The sequence below is a fragment of the Stappia sp. TSB10P1A genome, from assembly GCF_900185725.1.
Taxonomy (GTDB): domain Bacteria; phylum Pseudomonadota; class Alphaproteobacteria; order Rhizobiales; family Stappiaceae; genus Stappia.
Genome location: NZ_FYAU01000014.1, coordinates 1 through 17,522, shown reverse-complemented (window position 1 = coordinate 17,522; position 17,522 = coordinate 1). Strand labels below are relative to the sequence as shown.

The window sequence follows — 17,522 nt, the reverse complement described above, 5'->3', positions numbered from 1 at the left end:
CGCCTCAATGGCCCGGCCGGTCCTCGTCCGTCTCGCCGGGCTCCTCCGCCCGGTCGAAGCGCCGGCGCAGCCGCTCGATGCGGCGGGCAAGGTTCGGCCGGCCGACCGCCTCCGCCTGCCGCCCGAGCTGGCGCAGCGCGATGCGCAAGCCCGTGCGGGTCAGCCGGCTGTCCGGCTCGGTGAGCGCGTCCTCCATCCCCTCTTCCAGCGCGTCGAGCACCTTGTCCTTGATCGCCACATAGTCCGGCAGGCCATAGCGGCGCAGCAGCTCCTGGAACGCCTCGTGGCGGGCGGCGTCGAAGGCGATGTCCTCTCCTTGCGCGCCCGCCACCGCGCTTGCCGGATGCAGCATGGCGCAGGGCACCAGCCCTTGCGGGATCGGGGTGTTGGCCGAGTGCGTGCGCCGCGAGCGCAGGAGCTTCGGCAGCACATGGGTGTGCGGCCCGTCCGGCGAGACGCCGCCGGTGTCCGGCCCGCCGATCTTCTGATAGACCTCGACCCGCCCCAGTTTGGACCGCACCACCCGGTGCGGATGCGCCCGCAGGATCGCCGCCATCGCCGGGTTCTGCGGATCCATCACCGAGCGGCCGGCATTCCCCCGCAGGATCGCCAGCAGATCGGGATCGCTGGTGCGGATGCAGAATTCGACCTGCGGCTGCGCCAGCCCCATGTCGAAGAGCACCGCCTCCCGGTCCTCCTCGCGCAGGGCGTCCGCGTCCGGCCCCAGCTCGCTCAGCACCGCCCTTTGCGTCACCGCGGCCTGCTCCTCGGGCAGGCACAGCGCCAGCCCCTGGCCCCAGCGATGCGCGCGCGGGCTCAGCGTCTCGAAGGCGATGGCCGCCGCCTCACTCACCGCCTGCGGATCGAGGCGGATGCCGCCCTTGCCGGTCACCCGGCACAGCTCCTGCGGCCGGTCGAGGCGCAGTTCGTCGTCGGCGCGCTGGTGGAATTCGGCGATGGCGCCGAAGGAGCCGATGCTCCAGCCGGCCCCGCGGTCGGCCAGCCGTTCCGCGAGAATGTCGATGAGGCTCAACGTGGTCCCTCCCTGGCAATCAGGTGGCTGGGGACGACGGAGGGCCGCCCCCCGATGTCGATATGTTCGGCGCGGATGCCGTAGACGCCGGCAAGGCGGTTCTCGTCCAGCACCTCGCCCGGCGTCCCGTCGGCGACGAGCCGTCCGCCGTCGAGCAGCAGCAGCCGGTCGCACCAGCGGCTCGCCAGCGTCAGGTCGTGCAGCGACACGAAGACCGGCCGCCCTTCCGCGACAAGGTCGGCCAGCACCTGCATCAGGGCGATCTGGTGCGCCGGGTCGAGGCCGTTCACCGGCTCGTCGGCGATGCAGGCATGCGGGGCCTGCGCCAGCATCCGGGCGATCAGCACCCGCGCCTGCTCGCCGCCCGACAGCGTGTCGAAGGGCCGGCGGGCAAAGCCCGCCACATCCATCCGCTCCATCGCCTCGCGGGCCTGGCGCAGGTCTTCGGCCGAGGCCCCGCCGACCCCGCCTCGATGCGGCAACCGTCCCAGCAGCACCACTTCGATGCACTCCATCGGCCAGTGCACCGTCCGCTCCTGCGGCATGTAGCCGATCAGCCGGGCGCGCTCGCTTGCCGGCATCGCGGCCAGCTCGCAGCCCTGCCAGCGGATGCTGCCCGCATGGGCCTGCAATCCGGTCATCGCCCGCATCAGGGTCGACTTGCCCGCCCCGTTCGGGCCGATCACGCCGACGAGCTGCGGCCGGTCGCAGGAAAACGAGATCCCCCGCAAGGTCTCGCGCGCGCCCCGGCGCACGGTGACGCTGTCGCAGTCGAGACGGATCATGCCGACCTCCCGCGCAGGCTGATGAGCAGCCAGAGGAAGAACGGCGCGCCGAGAAGGGCGGTGACGACGCCGAGCTTCAGGTCCCGCTCGGGCATCACCACCCGCACGGCGATATCGGCGGCCAGCAGGAAGGCCGCCCCGCCCAGCGCGCTGGCCGGCAGCAGGCGCGAGGGCCGATGGCCGACCAGCGGGCGCAGCAGATGCGGCACGATCAGCCCGACGAAGCCGATGGCCCCGCTCACCGCCGTCGCCCCGCCGACGCCGATGGCGGTGCCCACCACCGCCAGCACCCGCGTGCGGTCGAGATTGACGCCGAGGCTGCGGGCAACATCCGAGCCCAGCGCCAGCGCATCGAGCGCCCGCCCCGTCAGCGCCAGCATGACGCCGCCGACCGCGATGAACGGCAGCGCCAGCCCGACATGGACGAGGCTGCGGTCGGTCAGCGAGCCGAGCATCCAGAAGACGATTTCCAGCGCCGCAAAGGGGCTCGGCGACAGGTTCAGCGCCAGCGAGGTCAGCGCCCCGGCCAGCGAGGACAGCGCGACACCGGCGAGGATGATCACCAGGATATCGCCCGAGCGCCCCACCAGCATCTGCACCAGGGTCACCGCGACCAGCGCCCCGGCCAGCGCGCAAAGCGGCAGCGCATAAGGGTGCAGCGCCGTCAGCCCGGCATAGATCGCGATCACCGCGCCGAGCGAGGCACTCGCGGAAATGCCGAGCAGGCCCGGCTCGGCCAGCGGATTGCGCAGGAAGCCCTGCAGCACCGCCCCCGACAGGCCGAGGATCGCGCCGATACCCGCGCCCAGCAGCGCGCGCGGCAGGCGGATTTCGGCGAGGATCAGCGCCTCGGCGCTGTCCGTGTCGTTGAACGCTGCCGTCAGCGTCATCGGATCGATCCACACCTGGCCGATCCCGAGCGAGGCGAGGAACAGCAGCGCGGCCAGCAGCCCAAGGCCGGCCAGCAGCAGCGGATAGCGGCGGTCCGCGCTCATCGGCCCTCCTCCCTGTGCCTGGAGGTCCCGCCGCTGGCCTCGGCGCGCAGCCGCTTGACCGCCTCCAGCGTCAGCGGCGTGCCGCAGATCCAGGCGCGGCTGTCGGCGGAAAGCCGCCGCTCGCTCGAAAACCGCGCATCCAGCACCGGATGGCGCAGGATGTCCGCCGCCCGCGAAGGATCGCCGAGCGAACGCTCCCACAGCAGCACATAGTCCGGATCGGCCAGCACCAAGGCCTCCAGCGGCAGCCGCGTCGTGCCGGTGATCGCCAGATCCTCGCCGAGATGGCGCAGGCCCGCCGCGCCGACGATGGCGTTTTCCAGCGTGCCGGCACCCGACGTGTAGCTGTTGGCGCCGAAGGAGCCGAGCACCGGTGCCCCCTTTCCCGGCGCATCTTCGCCCGGCGGCGCGGCGGCCAGCGCCGCCGCCTCGGCATCGAAGGCGGCGATCAGCCGCGCGGCCTCAGCCTCGCGCCCCAGCAGCTCGCCCATCCGGCGGACGTTTTCGCGAATGTCGGCGAAGCTCGCCTCGGGGCGGAATTCCTCCACCCGGCGCCCCAGGCGCCGCAACAGGTTGACCGTCGCCCGCGTCGTATAGGTGCCGGCCACCACCAGGTCGGGGTCGAGGCGGAAGATCTCCTCCGCCAGCCCGTGATTGATCGCGAGCCCCGCCGCCTCAGCGCTCATCAACGAGACGTCCGGCCTCGCCGCCAGATGCGAGACCGAGACGAGCTGGCCGGGCGCGGCCACCAGCATGGCGATCTGGTCGGTGCACAGGTTCATCGAGACGACGCGCCGGGGCGCCTCGCCCGCCGCCAGAGCCGCAGGGGCCGGAACCGCCAGCGCCAGCGCCAGCAGGACGGCGAGGACACGCCCCGCCGCCCCGCGCCTTGCGTCAGAAGCTTGCCTTGATGCCCGCATAGGCGGTCAATCCTTGTGCCCGATAGCTGTAGACTTCCTGGTAGCGCTGATCGAGCAGGTTCTCGACCCGTCCATAGACCGTGAAATTCTCCGAGATCCTGTAGTCGGCACCGACATTGACGAGGAAATACTCGGAGAGCGTCACCCGGGTCTGTGGCGTCGCACTGATGAACTCGCTGTCCTTCATCCGGCCGTTGAAGATCGCATCGAGAAAGACGGTTCCCCGTCCCTCGTCGAAGCCGCGCACCAGGCTGAGCGAGGCCGAGTGCTTGGGCCGGCGCACCTCCTCCAGCCCGCTCGGCTCGGTCGCATCGAGATAGGTATAGGTGCCCTTGACGGAGAGATCGGCGAGCAGTTCGACACCGAGCGACACCTCGATGCCCTGGCGCTTGCTGGTGCCCGCCATATTGGCCGGCGAGGAGCCGACACCCGGCACCCAGGGCGTCCAGATCTCGTCCTCCAGCCGCTCGTTGAAATAGGTCACGTCGGCGACGGCGCGCCCGTCCCAGAACCGCTGCTCGATGCCGATGTCCCAGGCGAAGTTCTTCTCCGGCCTGAGGTTCGGATTGCCGGTGAAGCTCGCCGGGATGAAGCCGAACTGCTCGAAGAAGGTCGGATTGGTGACGCCGGTGCCGATCGAGGCATGGAAGCGCGTGCCGGTCTCGCGCAGCAGATAGGCGGCGCTGGCGCTGTAGGTCAGCGTGTCCTTGAACTGGTCGTTGCGGTCGTAGCGCAGGCCCGCGCCGAGAAACACCGTGTCGAGGAAGGCGCCGCGATACTCGGCGACATAGCTGGTCAGGTCGCGCTGTTTGCCGGGGATCTGCGAGGGATCGAAGGCGGGAAAGGCGTTCTTGTAGTGCTCGCGCTCCCATTCGACGGCGCCGGTCAGACTGTGCTCGGCATCGAGAAAGTCCGGCGTCGCCGCCGTTACCGTCGCCTGATAGCTGAGGTGCAGCCGGCGGTCGTCATTGCCGTTCAGGCTGCCGGTATTGAAGCCGCGCCGCTCCAGCCCGGTGTATTTGGCCCGCGCCTTCTGCACCAGCCGGTCGTCGAACAGCGACCAGGACAGGCCGACGCCGGTGTAGAACTCCTTCGTCGCGTTGTATCCGGGCGTGTCGATGACGAGGCCCTCCGTCGGCGTCGGCGTCGGCGGCCAGGCGGAGTCCTGGTCGTCCGTGTCCGACTTGCGGTCGACATAGCGGGCGCTGAGATCGAGGCTCAGCGCGTCGGTGATGTCCCAGTTGAAGCGGCCGTTCAGCGTGGCGTTGCGGTCGCCGTCCTTCTCGGAGCCGAATTGCGAGATGTTGAAGCCCTCGTTCTGGCGCCAGGCGCCGGAGACGGCGATGTCGTATCTCTCGCCGCCGCCGCGCACGCCGACATGGCCGGCCACCGTCTTGTCGGTGCCGGTTTCCGCCCGGCCGGTGATCTTCAGGTCGTTGCGCAGGCCGCCCTTGGTGGTGATGGCGATGACGCCGGAGCTGGCATTGGAGCCGTAGATGGCGCTTTGCGGGCCGCGCAGCACCTCGATCCGCTCGATATCGGCGACCTGCAATCCGCCGAAGTCGAACTCGCCGCTGGAGGTCGCCGCCACCTCGATGCCGTCGATCAGCACCAGAACGTGGTTGGCCTCCGAGCCGCGGATGCGGATCTGCGTCATGCCGCCATTGCCGCCGGTGCGCGAGACGGCGATGCCCGGCACCTTGCGCAGCGCATCGGCGACATAGCGCGTCTGCGTCGTCTCCAGCTCCTCGCCCGTGATCACCGTATGCGCCCGGCCCACCGCCTCGGCGGCGACCGGCGTGCGCCCGGCCGAGACGACGATCCGGTCGAGCTGCGTCGCCTCCTCTTCAAAATCCTGACCGCGGGCATCGCCCGGCGCGGCAATCATCGCCGCCCCCATTCCGGCCCCCAGCACGGCAGCCAACGGCCGGGCGCGCAAGGCGCCCCTCAAAATGAACCTCATCCAGACACACCCCTGACGTGCGCCGGAACGCCCCTCGGCGCTCCGTCGCGATACGGCACGAGCCGGCGGACGCAGGCACGCCCCCCAAGCGCGACGGCGCAAGGCGGCGGCCTGCGGGCGCAGGCGGTTTCGGGTGTCACCTCAACGGAAAGCCGCGCCTCGACACACCCCGCGTCGAAGATCGGGTGACCGACAGGGGCAGGTCTCCTGGCTCACGGGTCATCGCGGACATTCACCTTCCCAACCCTGCCTTTGGCGGCGGGGTCAGTGGCCTTCGAACGTCCACTCTCCGTTCACAGTTGCGGGGGCAGCCACGGTTTCGGTCCCTGTTGGGTACGCCTCACCGTGTTCCCTTTTCATCCGGACATGTCCGGAACCTCTGTCGGCGTCAAAGAGAGCGGTTTCGCGCGCCCGAGTCAATCGTCTGTCGCCGTCCCGTTCGCCGCTGCAACCGGACGCTGCGTCAGGTGATCTTCGGGCGTGGCGGGGCGGGGGGCGCGCTCCCTCCAGCGGGCGAATCCGTTCCCGCTGTCGCCCGGTCGCAAAAGCCACCACTTGACTTTCGCCGGCCAAGCACCGACCTTCGGGGCATGAACACGACCGCACCGCGCCAGATTTGCGTTTTCAGGGTGTGCCCCATCGCGGGACACTGACCCCCGGCTAGGTCGCGTCGCGCCCCGGCCGCGGGGCATAGGCCGGCTCGTCCCCTCGCGGGCACACAGCAGGCCATAACGGCGGCGAACACTTCCCCTCACGAGATCCAGACCGCCCGACGCGCGCCTTTGTGCGTCGGCGGCCTTACAACATTGCAAGGACGCCGAGAATGGCTCCAGATACCCGCAAGCGGCGCAAGCCCGCCATCACCGTGACCCGCTCCGACCACGAGCGGCTGTCCGGGCTTGCCGAGTCCATTTCCACCCGCAATCCCGCTGTCGCCGAGCAGTTGGCGAGCGAGCTCGACCGCGCCCGCATCGTCGACGACCGGCGCATTGCCGCCGACGTCGTGCGCATGGGATCGCGGCTGCGCTTCACCACCGATGCCGGCGAGGACCGCTCCGTGACGCTGGTCTTCCCGGGCGAGGCCAATATCGCCGAGGGCAAGATTTCCGTCCTCACCCCGATCGGCGCCGCCTTGGTCGGCCTGTCCGCCGGCCAGTCCATCGACTGGACGGCTCTCGACGGGCGCACCCACCGGCTGACCGTGGAGAGCGTCGAGCCCCCCGCCGTGGCCGAGGCCGAGGCGCGGCCGGCATGAGCGCCACCGCGTCGACGAAAGAGCCGAAGCCACGCGACCGGCTGGCCATCTTCGGAGGCTGTCTCATCGCAGGATCCTAACCCCTGTGCCGCTACCGCAAGCGGCCAGGGGACTCCGATCCGTTTCACCTTTGCCGCTCCGCGGACGGAGCGCTGGAGACCTGCGATGTCCACCGAGACCTGCATCCTGACCACCAAGGACTTCACCATTCTCGAGGTGATGCGCGACCGCCGCCGCGGCCGCGAGGATCCTCTCGTGCCGATCCTCAAGCGCAAGCTCGAGACGGCGACCATCGTCTTCCGCGAGGACGTGCCGGAGACGGTCGCGACCCTGAGCAGCCGCGTCACCTACAGCGTCGACGGCCGCCCGCCCGACACGCGGGTGATCTCGCACGACCACCTGTCCATGCCGATGGGGATGTTCCTGCCGATCACCACCCGGCGCGGGCTGGCCCTGCTCGGCCTGTCGGAGGGCGAGGAATTCGTTCTGACGGATGCGGCCGGACACCCCGAGCGGGTCCTGCTGCAGAAGGTCCACTTCCAGCCGGAGGCCGCCCGGCGCGGCGGCACGACGCCGGAGGGCCTGCCGCAGGCGATTCCCGAGCCGGCGCGGCGCCGGCCCGTGCTGAAACTGGTGCATGGCGCCCTGCCCGGCGCGGACGGCCCGCCGGCCGGCGGCTATAAGGGGCCGGAAGACCCCGGCCCCTCGGCGGCCTGACGCCCGCGTCCGATCTGGAGACGACAGCCATGCTCGATTACCTGGTGCTGGCGGCGGCGGCCTTCGCCGCCGGCATGCTCAACACGGTCGCGGGAGGCGGCACCTTCCTCACCTTCCCCGCGCTCGTCTATACCGGCGTGCCGGTGGTGGCGGCCAATGCGACGAGCGCGGTTGCCGTGTTTCCCGGCTATCTCGGCGGCGCCGTCGGCTTCCGCAAGGAGATTGCCGCCATCGATCGCGGCCTGCTGCTGCGCGTCGTCCTCGTCACGGCGCTCGGCGGGTTCCTCGGCTCCTTGCTGCTGCTGGTCTCCTCCAACGAGGCGTTCTCGGCCGTCGTCCCCTTCCTGCTGCTTGCCGCCACCCTCACCTTCGCCTTCGCCGACCGGCTGCAGATCTGGGCGCAGCGGCAGCGCCTTGCGCCCGGCGGGCCGCTCGGTACCGTGCTCGTGTCGATCTATGGCGGCTATTTCAACGGCGGCCTCGGCATCGTGCTGCTGGCGCTGTTCTCGCTGTGGGGCCTGCGCGACCTCAACACGATGAACGGGCTGAAGACCGGCCTTTCCTTCGTCCTCTCCGCCATCTCGGTCGCGACCTTCGCCGCGGCCGGCCTCGTCAGTTGGCCGCAGGCCATCCTGATGATGGTCGCCGCCACCATCGGCGGCTATGCCGGCGCGCCGGTCGCCCGCGCGCTGCCGCGACAGGCGGTGCGGGCCATCGTCATCGCCGTCGGCGGGCTCATGAGTGTCATCTTCTTCTGGCGCCTGGTCTTCTGACGGCGCCGCAACATCAGGCAGTTCCAACATGAAAGTTCTGGTTCTCGGCGGCGGCGTCATCGGTGTCACCACCGCCTGGTATCTTGCCCGTGCCGGTCACGAGGTCGAGGTGATCGAGCGGCGCGAGGCGGCCGCCATGGAAACGAGCTTCGCCAATGCCGGCCAGGTCTCGCCCGGCTATTCCGCCCCCTGGGCCGGACCCGGCGTGCCGCTCAAGGCGCTCGGCTGGCTGACCATGAAGCACGGCCCGCTGGTGGTGCGCCCCAGGGCAGATCCGGCCATGTGGGGCTGGATGCTGAGGATGCTGCGCAACTGCACCTCGGCGCGCTATGCGGTGAACAAGGCGCGCATGGTGCCGATCGCCGAGTACAGCCGCGACCTGCTGCGCGCCCTGCGGGAGGAGACCGGCATCGCCTATGACGGGCGCAGCCTCGGCACGCTGCAGCTCTTCCGCTCCGCGAAACAGCTCGACGGCGTCGCCAAGGATGTCGACGTGCTGCGCCGGTTCGGCGTGCCCTGCGAAGTGCTCGACCGCGACGGCTGCATTGCCGCAGAGCCGGCGCTCGCCCATGCCAGGGCCGAGTTCGCCGGCGGCCTGCGGCTGCCGGACGACGAGACCGGCGACTGCCAGATGTTCACCACCCGCCTTGCCGGGATGGCGGCGGAGCTCGGCGTGCGCTTTTCCTTCGGCACGCAGTTCATCGGCTTTTCGCACGAGGGCGGCGAGATCGTCGAGGTGCTGACCTCAAGGGGCACCCGCAAGGCCGATGCCTATGTGCTGGCGCTCGCCGCCCATTCGCCGGCGGCCCTCGCCCCGCTCGGGATCAAGCTGCCGATCTATCCGGTGAAGGGCTATTCGCTCACCCTCCCGATCCGCGACGAGGCGCTGGCGCCGGTCTCCACCGTCATGGACGAGACCTACAAGACCGCGATCACCCGGCTGGGCGCGCGCATCCGCGTCGGCGGCACGGCGGAGCTCGGCGGCTTCGACACGGCGCTGCGCGCCGCGCGGCGGGCAGCGCTCGAACATTCCTTCGGCGATCTGTTCGGCGGCAGCGCCGATCCGGCGCAGGCGACGTTCTGGTGCGGCCACCGGCCGATGACGCCGGACGGCCCGCCCTATGTCGGCCCCTCCGGCATCGGCCGGCTGTTCCTCAACACCGGCCACGGCACGCTCGGCTGGACCATGGCCTGCGGCTCCGGCCGGGTGATCGCCGATCTCGTCGACGGCCGCGCGCCGGAGATCGACATCGCCGCCCTGTCGCCCTCGCGCTGAGGGCGAACGAACCTGAAAAAGGCGGCCCGACATCTGCCGGGCCGCCCGTTTTTCTATCCGCGCTCAGATGCCCAGATAGGCCTTGCGGATGCGGTCGTCATGCAGCAGTTCGCGCGCCGAGCCCTCGATCTCGATCGCGCCCGAGGCCATCACATAGGCCCGTTCCGCGCTGTGCAGGGCCAGCGACACGTTCTGCTCGACCAGCAGCACCGTGACGCCGGAGCGGTGGATGTCGAGGAAGCGCTGGTGCATCTCCTCCACCACCATCGGCGCAAGGCCGAGGCTCGGCTCGTCGAGGATGAGGAGCTTGGGCTCCAGCATCATGCCGCGGCCGACCGCCACCATCTGCTGCTCGCCGCCGGACATCGAGCCGGCATATTGCGCCCGCCGCTCCTTCAGCCGCGGGAACAGCTCGAACACCCGCTCCAGCGCCTGCTGCACCGCTCCCCGGTCGGCATGCGAAAAGGCGCCCATCCTGAGGTTTTCCTCCACCGTCATCTCGGGGAAGACATGGCGCCCTTCCGGAACATGGGCGATGCCGAGGCCGGCGATCTGATGCGCCTTCATCCGCGTCAGGTCGCGCCCCTCGAAGGCGATGCGGCCCCGGCACTGCGGCAGAAGGCCGGAGATCGCGCGCAAAAGCGTGCTCTTGCCGGCGGTGTTGGCGCCGATCACGGCAACGAACTCGTGGCGCGCCACATGCAGCGAGATGCCGTGCAGCACCGGCTGGGCGCCATAGCCGGCGGTCAGTTCGCCGATCTCCAGCAGGACGTCCGTGTGACTGGCCGTGGCCTGCATCAGTGGCCCTCCCCTTGCGTCGTGAAATTGGCGCCGAGATAGGCGTCCAGCACCTTGCGGTTGCTGGCGATCTCCTGCGGCGTGCCGTCGGCGATCATCTCGCCGAAATTCAGCACGATCAGCCGCTCGCACAGTTTCATCACCGCCTTCATGTGGTGCTCGACGACGATGAAGGTCATGCCCTCGTCGCGCAGCGAGCGCACCAGTTCGATGATCTCCTCCATCTCCGCCGGCGTCAGCGCCGCCATCACCTCGTCCAGCAGCAGGAGCTTCGGCGAGGTGCACAGGGCACGGGCCACCTCGACGCGGGCGCGCTCGGGGAAGGACAGGTCGCCCGCCTTCTTGCCGGCAATGGCGCCGATGCCGACCCGCTCCAGGCACTCGGCGGCGAAGCGGCGCGCGTCCGTGAGGCTGCGGTTGACCAGCCCGCCGGTCACGACATTGTCGAGCACGGAGGTTTCGGCGAACAGCGCGACGTTCTGGAACGTCTTGGTCAGGCCGGCCTTGGCGATCTGGTGCGGCTTCATCCCGCCGATGCTCTTGCCGTCGAAGATCACCTCGCCCGAGCTCGGCGGATAGATGCCGACCAGCACGTTGAACAGCGTCGTCTTGCCGGCGCCGTTCGGGCCGATCAGGCCGACGATCTCGCCCGGCGCGACGGTGAAGGCGACGTTGGAATTGGCCACCAGGCCGCCGAAGCGGCGGGTGACGTTGCGCACCTCGAGAAGCTGGCCGCTCATGCGCGCTGCCTCCGCTTGAGCCGGTCGCGCAGCGACTCGAACAGCGAGATCAGGCCGCGCGGGTTGAGCAGGATCACCACGATCAGCAGCACGCCATAGGCGAATTGCGACAGGCCGGCGATGGAGTTGCCGAGATAGGAATTGGCCATCTCTTCCAGCGGAATGATCACCGCCGCGCCGATCCACGGGCCATAGAGCCGGCCGGCACCGCCCAGGATGACGATCAGCGCCATCTTCACCGAGATCGTCGCCACGCCGAAGATCGTGTCGGGATCGAAGAAGAACTGGAACTGGGCATAGAGCGTGCCGAGCATCGCGGTCAGCACCGCCGACAGCAGCGAGGCATGCAGCTTCACCCGGTAGGTGTTGACGCCGATCACCTCGGCCGCCGTCTCGTTCTCCTTGATCGCCCGCAGCCGATAGCCGAAGGCCGAGGTCTGGACCCGCCAGAACACCAGCGACACCAGGACCATGGCGCCGAGGAACAGGTAGTAGTTCGGCAGCACGGTCTGGAACTGCAGCGCCCAGAAGCCGGCATCGGGCCGATAGGGCACGGAGATGCCGACCGGCCCGCCGGTCAGGCTGGTCCAGGAATTGGCGACGACGCGGGCCACCTCGCCGGCGGCAAGCGTCGCCAGCGCGAAATAGTGGCCCTTGAGCCTGAGCGTCGGCAGCGACAGCACCAGCGCGAAGAGCGCCGCCAGCGCCATGCCGACGAACACGCCGATCAGCGGCGAGAGGCCGAACGAGCCGAACAGGATCGTCGAACTGTAGGCGCCGATGCCGAAATAGGCCGCGTGGCCGAGCGAGATCTGGTTGGCGAGGCCGCCGACGATGTTCCAGGCCTGGCCCATGGCGCAGAACAGCAGCATCAGGCACAGGATGCGCAGCGTGTAGCCATAGGGATCGAGGCCGAGCGGGGCGATGATCAGCGCCAGCACGACCAGCGCGGGCAGCGCGATGGACAGGGTCTCGGCGCGGGTCATGAGCGCCTCCGGGCGACGATGCCTTCCGGCCGCAGCGCCAGCACCAGGATGAACACCACGAACAGCGCGAGGTTCTGGAGCTGGATCGGCATGAACAGGGCGGAGAAGGACTGGATGATGCCGACGGCGATGCCGCCGATGATCGCGCCGGTCACCGAGCCGAGGCCGCCGAGCACCACCACCGTGAACATCAGCACCGCATAGCCCGAGCCGACCGCCGGCGAGGCGGTGATATAGGGCAGCACGACCGAGCCGCCGAAGGCGGTGGTGCCGACGCCGAGGCCGAAGGCGACCGCGTACATCAGGTCGGTGTTGACGCCCATCAGCTTGGCCGCCATCGGGTCCTGCGAGGTCGCACGCATGGCCGCGCCGAAGCGGGTCTTGTTGAGGAACAGCCACACCGCGCTGCCCGACAGCAGGGCCATCAGGAAGGCATAGAGCTTGTCCATGCCGACCAGCACCCGCTCCGCGCCATGGGAGAACAGCGTCAGCGACTGGGTCTGGTAGGGCGTCGTCACCGAGCGGTATTCGGCGCCCATGATCATCAGGGCGGCGTTTTCCAGCGCGAACAGCATGCCGACGGTCAGGAAGATCTGCGCGACCTGCGGCGCGCCGAGCACCGGGCGGATCAGCACGCGCTGCAGCACCATGCCGAAGCCGAAGGTCACGGCGAGCGCGATGAAGGCGCCGAGCATCGGGTCGAGGCCGAGAAAGTGCCAGCACGCCCAGCCGATGAACATGCCGATCATCATGAACTCCGCATGGGCGAAGTTGACGATGTGCATGACGCCGAAGACGAGGCTGAGACCGATCGCCAGCACCGCGTAGACGCCGCCGATCATGATCCCGTCGAGCAGGGTCTGAAGCAGGATGATGAGGTATTCCATGGTCCCCTCACAAGGTTCGCCGGGAGGGCGCTTGAGGACCCTCCCGGTCGCCTGGCAGCCCCTCAGCGGGGGCTTGAGGTCGGGATCAGAGGCGGTGCCAGACGGCCTCGGCCTTGGCGTATTCCGCCGGGGCGACGGTCACCAGCTCGTCGCCGCGCCACTGCACCATCATCGGCACCGCGTGGATGTTGAGGCCGGTCTCGTCGAACTTGATCTTGCCGCCCGACATGACGGTGGCCCAGCCCTCGTCGAAGGTCTCGGCGGCGATGACCTCGCGGAGCTGGCGCGGGTCGGCATTGCCGGCCTTCTCCAGCGCCGAGGCCAGCACGCCCATGCAGGCGGCGTGCTCCTGCGCCTCGTGCACCATGAAATAGCCGAAGCGCTCGCGGAACCGCTCGGTGAACTCCGGCGCCTGATCGTAGGCCGCCGGCGAGATCGACAGCACGTCGTCGGCAAGCTCGCCGAGGCCGTTGCGGAAGTCGGGGATGATATAGCCCGCCGCGCCGCCGATGGTCGGCAGGTTGATGCCCTGCTGGCGCATGTTGCGGATGATCAGCAGGCTGTCGTTCAGGTAGGAGACCGGGAACACCGCCTGGGCCTGGGTGCGGCGAAGCTGGTTGATCAGCGGCGACACGTCGGTGATGCCGAGCGGATAGGCCTCGTCCATCACCACCTCGATGCCGTTGGCCTCCGCCGCGGCGCGCAGGCCGCCGGCCTGCGATGTGCCGTAGGCGGTGTCCTCATACATGATGGCGATCTTGGTGATCTCGTCGCCGGCCTTGCGGGCAAGGTCGAGCGTGTGGGTGATCGTCGCGCTGCCGAGCTGCGAGGCCTTGGACACCACCTGGAAGATGTTGCGGAAGCCGCGGCCCGTCACCTGGTCCGAGAAGGACATGGTGAGCAGCGGCACGCCGCGCCGCTCGGTCACCTCGGAGATCGCCAGCGTCAGCGACGAGGCGAAGGCGCCGAGCACCGCGCATACGCCGTCCTGCGACATCATCCGCTGCGCCACGGTCGCGGCCTGGGTCGGGTTGGAGGTGGCGTCGGAGATGATCAGGTTGATCTTCGCCCCGCCCATCGACTGGATGCCGCCGGCGGCATTGATCTCGTCGGCGACGAGCTGGATGCCGTTGCGCGAGTTGATGCCGAACTGGGCATTGGCGCCCGACAGCGGCTGGATCACGCCGACATTGATCGTGTCGGCGGCAAAGCCCCGGCGCGCGTAGAACGGCATGGTCAGCGCCGTTGCGGCACCGGCCGCCAGCACCTGGCGGCGCGACAGGCTGAACGGGGATTTCGTCGTGGTCTTGGTCATTGCTTCCTCCCTGGAATGATTGCCCGGATGTCGCTCCGGGCACGGCGCAATCAGATGCCCATTTCGTCGAAGACGTCCTGGGCGGTGCGGAAACTGTCGATCCCCGCCGGCACGCCGCAATAGATCGCGACCTGCAGCATGATTTCGCGGATCTCTTCCTTGGTGAGGCCGTTGTTGATCGCGCCGCGCACATGCAGGCGCAGCTCGTGGCTGCGGCCGAGCGCCGAGATCATGCCGAGATTGAGGATCGAGCGTTCGCGGCGGCCGAGGCCGGGACGATTCCACACATCGCCCCAGCAATATTCGGTGACGAGCTGCTGCATCGGCCAGTTGTAGTCCGTCGCCTTGTTGACCGAGGCGTTCACGTAGTCGTCGCCCAGCACCTCGCGGCGGGTCTTGAGGCCGGCTTCGAACCGTTCGCCGGCCGGCGTGCCGTCGGGGCGCATGGTCTTCGTGCTCATGTTCACTTCCTTCAGTTGCTCGCGTTCGAGGGTTGGTCGCCGGGTCCGGCGGCGAGGAGCGCCAGCGCCTGGTCCAGGTAGCCGGCGAAAAGGTCGGGATGTTCGGTCATCGGGAAATGGCCGAGATCGGGCATGACGATCTGGCGGGCGCCCGGCATCAGGGCGCAGAGCCGCGCGCCGTCCTCCGGCGTTGCCGAATAGTCGTAGGCGCCCGACAGCAGCACCACCGGCAGGCGGGCGGCATCCACCATCGGGGCGGTCTCCTCGCCGTCGAATTCCAGCGAGTAGAAGCCGAGATCCGCCTGATAGACGCCCGGCGCCCCTTGCGAGTAGATCCAGGCGGCGCGGCGGCGGTAGCCTTCCGGCGAGGTCGGCGCCATCAGCCCGCGCACGAAGGCGCCGTTGTGCAGGCCGGCATGGACGCCGACATCGTTCTGGCCGCGGTGGATCCGCCCCTTGGCGCGGTAGGGCGGCTCGATCGCCAGCACGCCGCGCAGCAGCTCCGGCGCGCGGGCCGCGCAGACCAGCGTCACCGCCGCGCCCATCGAGCAGCCGGCAAGGATCGCCGGCCGGCCGACGACCTGCGCCAGATAGGCCTTCACCCAGTCGAGATAGCGCTCCGCCGTCAGGGCGTAGGGCGCGCCGTCCCAGCCAAGCGGCGGCAGCGAGCGCCCGTGGAACGGCATGTCCGGCGCGTGCAGCTCATGAGTCTCGCCCAGCGCGCTGTCGGCCATCTGCGCCTCGAACTGGCGCGCATCCGCCCCCGCCGTATGCAAAAAGACCAGCGGCACCGCGCCCTTGCGCCCGGCAATGTCGGTGTGGATCTCCAGCGGCCCTTCGGCGCAGTCGAGCGTGATCCTGCGCCCGGTTACCCCTTCGCTCGGCCGGATGCGCCTCGGCGCGGCGAGCTCGGGCGCGGCCAGCGCCAGTTCGAACAGCCGCTCCAGCGCGGCGCGCGCCCGCGCGATGACGAGGTCGTCGCCCTCGACCGTCACGCCCGGATTGGCGATCTGCAGCGCCGTGAAGCCCTGGTGGCGCGGCGGCGGGGGCACCTGCAGCATCTTCTCCAGCACGCCCTCGCCGAGGTGCATCTCGATTTCGGCAGATGCGTCCGCGCCCGCCGGCTCCACCCTGCCCGCCGCGATCCGCAGCACGGCGCGCGCCTCGCCCGCGCGGATCGCCAGCGCCACGGCAAGGCCCGGCGACAACCGGGTCAGCTCCGGGTCGCCGGAGGCGGCCTCGAGGCGGCCGGCAAGGGCGGCGAGCAGGTCAGCCACGGCGCGCCCCGCCGTCGACATAGCGGTAGATCTCGGTGTGGTCGGCGCCGGCCGGCAGCTCGTCCGTCGCCGCGGTCCACTCCTGCGAGGTGCGCGCCAGCAGCTTCATGTCGAGGCCGAGGTCGCCTGCGAGCCCCGCCGCGATGCCGATATCCTTCGACATCAGCGCCAGGTCGAAGCCGGAGTTGAAGGCGCCCGACAGGATGAACTTCCTGACCTTGTTCTCGGTCGTGTTGTTGCGCCCGGTCGAGGCGTTGAGAATGTCGGTGATCACGCCCTCGTCGAGGCCGAACTCGCGGCCGACGATCAGCGCCTCCACCGCCGCCAGCGCACCGGCCGCCGAGACGTAGTTGTTCAGCACCTTGATCACATGGCCGGCGCCCAGCTTGCCGGCGCGGAAGATCCGCTCGCCCATCGCCTTCAGCACCGGCTCGGCGCGGGCCGCATCGCCCGCCTCGCCGCCGACCATGATCGCCAGCGTGCCGTCGATGGCCTTGCCGACGCCGCCGGAGACCGGCGCATCGACCAGCGACAGGCCGCGCGCCGTCAGCGCCTCGGCGAGCTTCAGCGTGTCGGCGGGCACCGACGAGCTCATGTCGATCACCAGCGCGCCCGGCGCCGCATCCGCCAGCGCGTTCTCTTCGCCAATGAGGCAGGCGGCGACGATGGCCGAGGTCGGCAGCATGGTGATGACGATGTCGGCGCCGTTTGCCGCCGCGCGGGCGCTCGCCGCTGACCTCCCGCCCTTGGCGGCGAAGGCGGCGCCGGCCTCCTTCGAGCGGTCGTAGCCGGTGACCTGGTAGCCGGCCTTCAGCAGGTTGACCGCCATCGGCAGCCCCATCCGCCCGAGGCCGATGAAGGCGATCTTCGTGCCCGCACCTGATTTCTGGCCCGGTTTTCCGCCCGACTGCCCGACCATGTCCGCAACTCCCCGCCTGCCGCAACGCTTCGCCGGACGCCGCCGCGCGGCCTCTCCGGCCCCTGCTTGCGGCCTCTGCATAACTGACAGGACGGCATTAGCAGATTATCAGACAATCTGTCAATCAGTCGCGCAACCACCTGCCCCTGCTGGCAAACCCGCCGCGGCCGAGATCGCGATACGGGTGTGAACATGCGCAAGAAGAAGGGCGCGAGGCCGTCGGGGGGGGGGGGGGGGGGGGGGGGGGGGGGGGCGTCGGGGGGGCGCTAGGCGGGAGGTCGGGAAGCGGTTGGGCGGAGTAGGTCGGGCGGACGCTTGAGCGTCAGCCTGAAACGGAGGCACAGCCCCGCATCCTCTCGGCCGTCACCCCGAGAAAGAAGCACGGTCTCGCATCCTCTCGGCCGTCACCGAAGCAAGTCCAC

At 69.7% G+C, this 17,522-nt stretch carries 17 protein-coding genes and 1 riboswitch; of the genes, 4 read left to right on the top strand and 13 right to left on the bottom strand.

Translation table 11 applies throughout. The features are described 5' to 3' along the window. Positions 1-4: 4 nt before the first annotated feature. The 5 genes from TSB10P1A_RS03640 to TSB10P1A_RS03620 are packed head-to-tail and all read right to left on the bottom strand — an operon-like array spanning position 5 to position 5,696. Positions 5-1,033, bottom strand: a complete 1,029-nt coding sequence (locus tag TSB10P1A_RS03640) for a hypothetical protein (protein ID WP_186386539.1) — start codon at positions 1,031-1,033, stop codon at positions 5-7. Beyond that, a complete protein-coding gene (locus TSB10P1A_RS03635; protein ID WP_244292956.1) occupies positions 1,030-1,818 on the bottom strand; it encodes an ABC transporter ATP-binding protein in 789 nt (262 codons plus the stop codon). The genes TSB10P1A_RS03640 and TSB10P1A_RS03635 overlap by 4 nt, the downstream gene beginning before the upstream one ends. Then, a complete protein-coding gene (locus tag TSB10P1A_RS03630; protein WP_186386538.1) occupies positions 1,815-2,813 on the bottom strand; it encodes an iron ABC transporter permease in 999 nt (332 codons plus the stop codon). The genes TSB10P1A_RS03635 and TSB10P1A_RS03630 overlap by 4 nt, the downstream gene beginning before the upstream one ends. Next, a complete protein-coding gene (locus TSB10P1A_RS03625; RefSeq protein WP_186386537.1) occupies positions 2,810-3,733 on the bottom strand; it encodes an ABC transporter substrate-binding protein in 924 nt (307 codons plus the stop codon). Before TSB10P1A_RS03625 ends, TSB10P1A_RS03630 begins: the two co-directional genes overlap by 4 nt. After that, positions 3,708-5,696, bottom strand: coding sequence for a TonB-dependent siderophore receptor (locus TSB10P1A_RS03620; RefSeq protein WP_186386536.1), 1,989 nt, complete (start codon positions 5,694-5,696; stop codon positions 3,708-3,710). The genes TSB10P1A_RS03625 and TSB10P1A_RS03620 overlap by 26 nt, the downstream gene beginning before the upstream one ends. A 179-nt stretch (positions 5,697-5,875) precedes the next feature. Next, positions 5,876-6,092: riboswitch (cobalamin riboswitch) on the bottom strand. Positions 6,093-6,519: 427 nt separating this feature from the next. Here TSB10P1A_RS03620 and rnk point away from each other — a divergent pair. From rnk to TSB10P1A_RS03600, 4 genes are all read left to right on the top strand, one after another. Then, positions 6,520-6,951, top strand: a complete 432-nt coding sequence (rnk, locus tag TSB10P1A_RS03615; protein WP_186386535.1) for a nucleoside diphosphate kinase regulator — start codon at positions 6,520-6,522, stop codon at positions 6,949-6,951. 165 nt (positions 6,952-7,116) lie between these two features. Next, a complete protein-coding gene (locus TSB10P1A_RS03610) occupies positions 7,117-7,668 on the top strand; it encodes a nucleoside-diphosphate kinase (protein ID WP_186386534.1) in 552 nt (183 codons plus the stop codon). A gap of 29 nt (positions 7,669-7,697) precedes the next feature. Beyond that, positions 7,698-8,441: a sulfite exporter TauE/SafE family protein gene (locus tag TSB10P1A_RS03605; RefSeq protein ID WP_186386533.1), complete on the top strand. Its 744-nt coding sequence runs from the start codon at positions 7,698-7,700 to the stop codon at positions 8,439-8,441. 28 nt (positions 8,442-8,469) lie between these two features. After that, positions 8,470-9,717 carry a D-amino acid dehydrogenase gene (locus tag TSB10P1A_RS03600; protein ID WP_186386532.1) on the top strand — a complete coding sequence of 416 codons (1,248 nt, stop codon included), beginning with the start codon at positions 8,470-8,472 and terminating at the stop codon, positions 9,715-9,717. A gap of 63 nt (positions 9,718-9,780) precedes the next feature. Here the strand turns inward: TSB10P1A_RS03600 and TSB10P1A_RS03595 are convergent, their stop codons facing one another. The 8 genes from TSB10P1A_RS03595 to TSB10P1A_RS03560 form a co-directional block, all read right to left on the bottom strand. Beyond that, on the bottom strand, positions 9,781-10,485 hold the full coding sequence (locus TSB10P1A_RS03595) for an ABC transporter ATP-binding protein (RefSeq protein WP_186386730.1): 705 nt from the start codon (positions 10,483-10,485) through the stop codon (positions 9,781-9,783). 29 nt (positions 10,486-10,514) lie between these two features. Further along, positions 10,515-11,255, bottom strand: coding sequence for an ABC transporter ATP-binding protein (locus tag TSB10P1A_RS03590; RefSeq protein WP_186386531.1), 741 nt, complete (start codon positions 11,253-11,255; stop codon positions 10,515-10,517). Beyond that, the gene (locus TSB10P1A_RS03585; RefSeq protein ID WP_186386530.1) at positions 11,252-12,241 is read right to left on the bottom strand and encodes a branched-chain amino acid ABC transporter permease; all 990 of its coding nucleotides are present in this window, start codon (positions 12,239-12,241) and stop codon (positions 11,252-11,254) included. Before TSB10P1A_RS03585 ends, TSB10P1A_RS03590 begins: the two co-directional genes overlap by 4 nt. Beyond that, positions 12,238-13,128, bottom strand: coding sequence for a branched-chain amino acid ABC transporter permease (locus tag TSB10P1A_RS03580; protein ID WP_244292954.1), 891 nt, complete (start codon positions 13,126-13,128; stop codon positions 12,238-12,240). The genes TSB10P1A_RS03585 and TSB10P1A_RS03580 overlap by 4 nt, the downstream gene beginning before the upstream one ends. An 85-nt stretch (positions 13,129-13,213) precedes the next feature. After that, positions 13,214-14,443: an ABC transporter substrate-binding protein gene (locus TSB10P1A_RS03575; RefSeq protein WP_208985355.1), complete on the bottom strand. Its 1,230-nt coding sequence runs from the start codon at positions 14,441-14,443 to the stop codon at positions 13,214-13,216. A 50-nt stretch (positions 14,444-14,493) separates the two neighbouring features. After that, a complete protein-coding gene (locus TSB10P1A_RS03570; RefSeq protein WP_186386529.1) occupies positions 14,494-14,904 on the bottom strand; it encodes a carboxymuconolactone decarboxylase family protein in 411 nt (136 codons plus the stop codon). An 11-nt stretch (positions 14,905-14,915) separates the two neighbouring features. Beyond that, a complete protein-coding gene (locus TSB10P1A_RS03565; protein WP_244292952.1) occupies positions 14,916-16,181 on the bottom strand; it encodes an alpha/beta fold hydrolase in 1,266 nt (421 codons plus the stop codon). After that, the gene (locus tag TSB10P1A_RS03560; RefSeq protein ID WP_186386527.1) at positions 16,174-17,100 is read right to left on the bottom strand and encodes an NAD(P)-dependent oxidoreductase; all 927 of its coding nucleotides are present in this window, start codon (positions 17,098-17,100) and stop codon (positions 16,174-16,176) included. The genes TSB10P1A_RS03565 and TSB10P1A_RS03560 overlap by 8 nt, the downstream gene beginning before the upstream one ends. Positions 17,101-17,522: the final 422 nt, after the last annotated feature.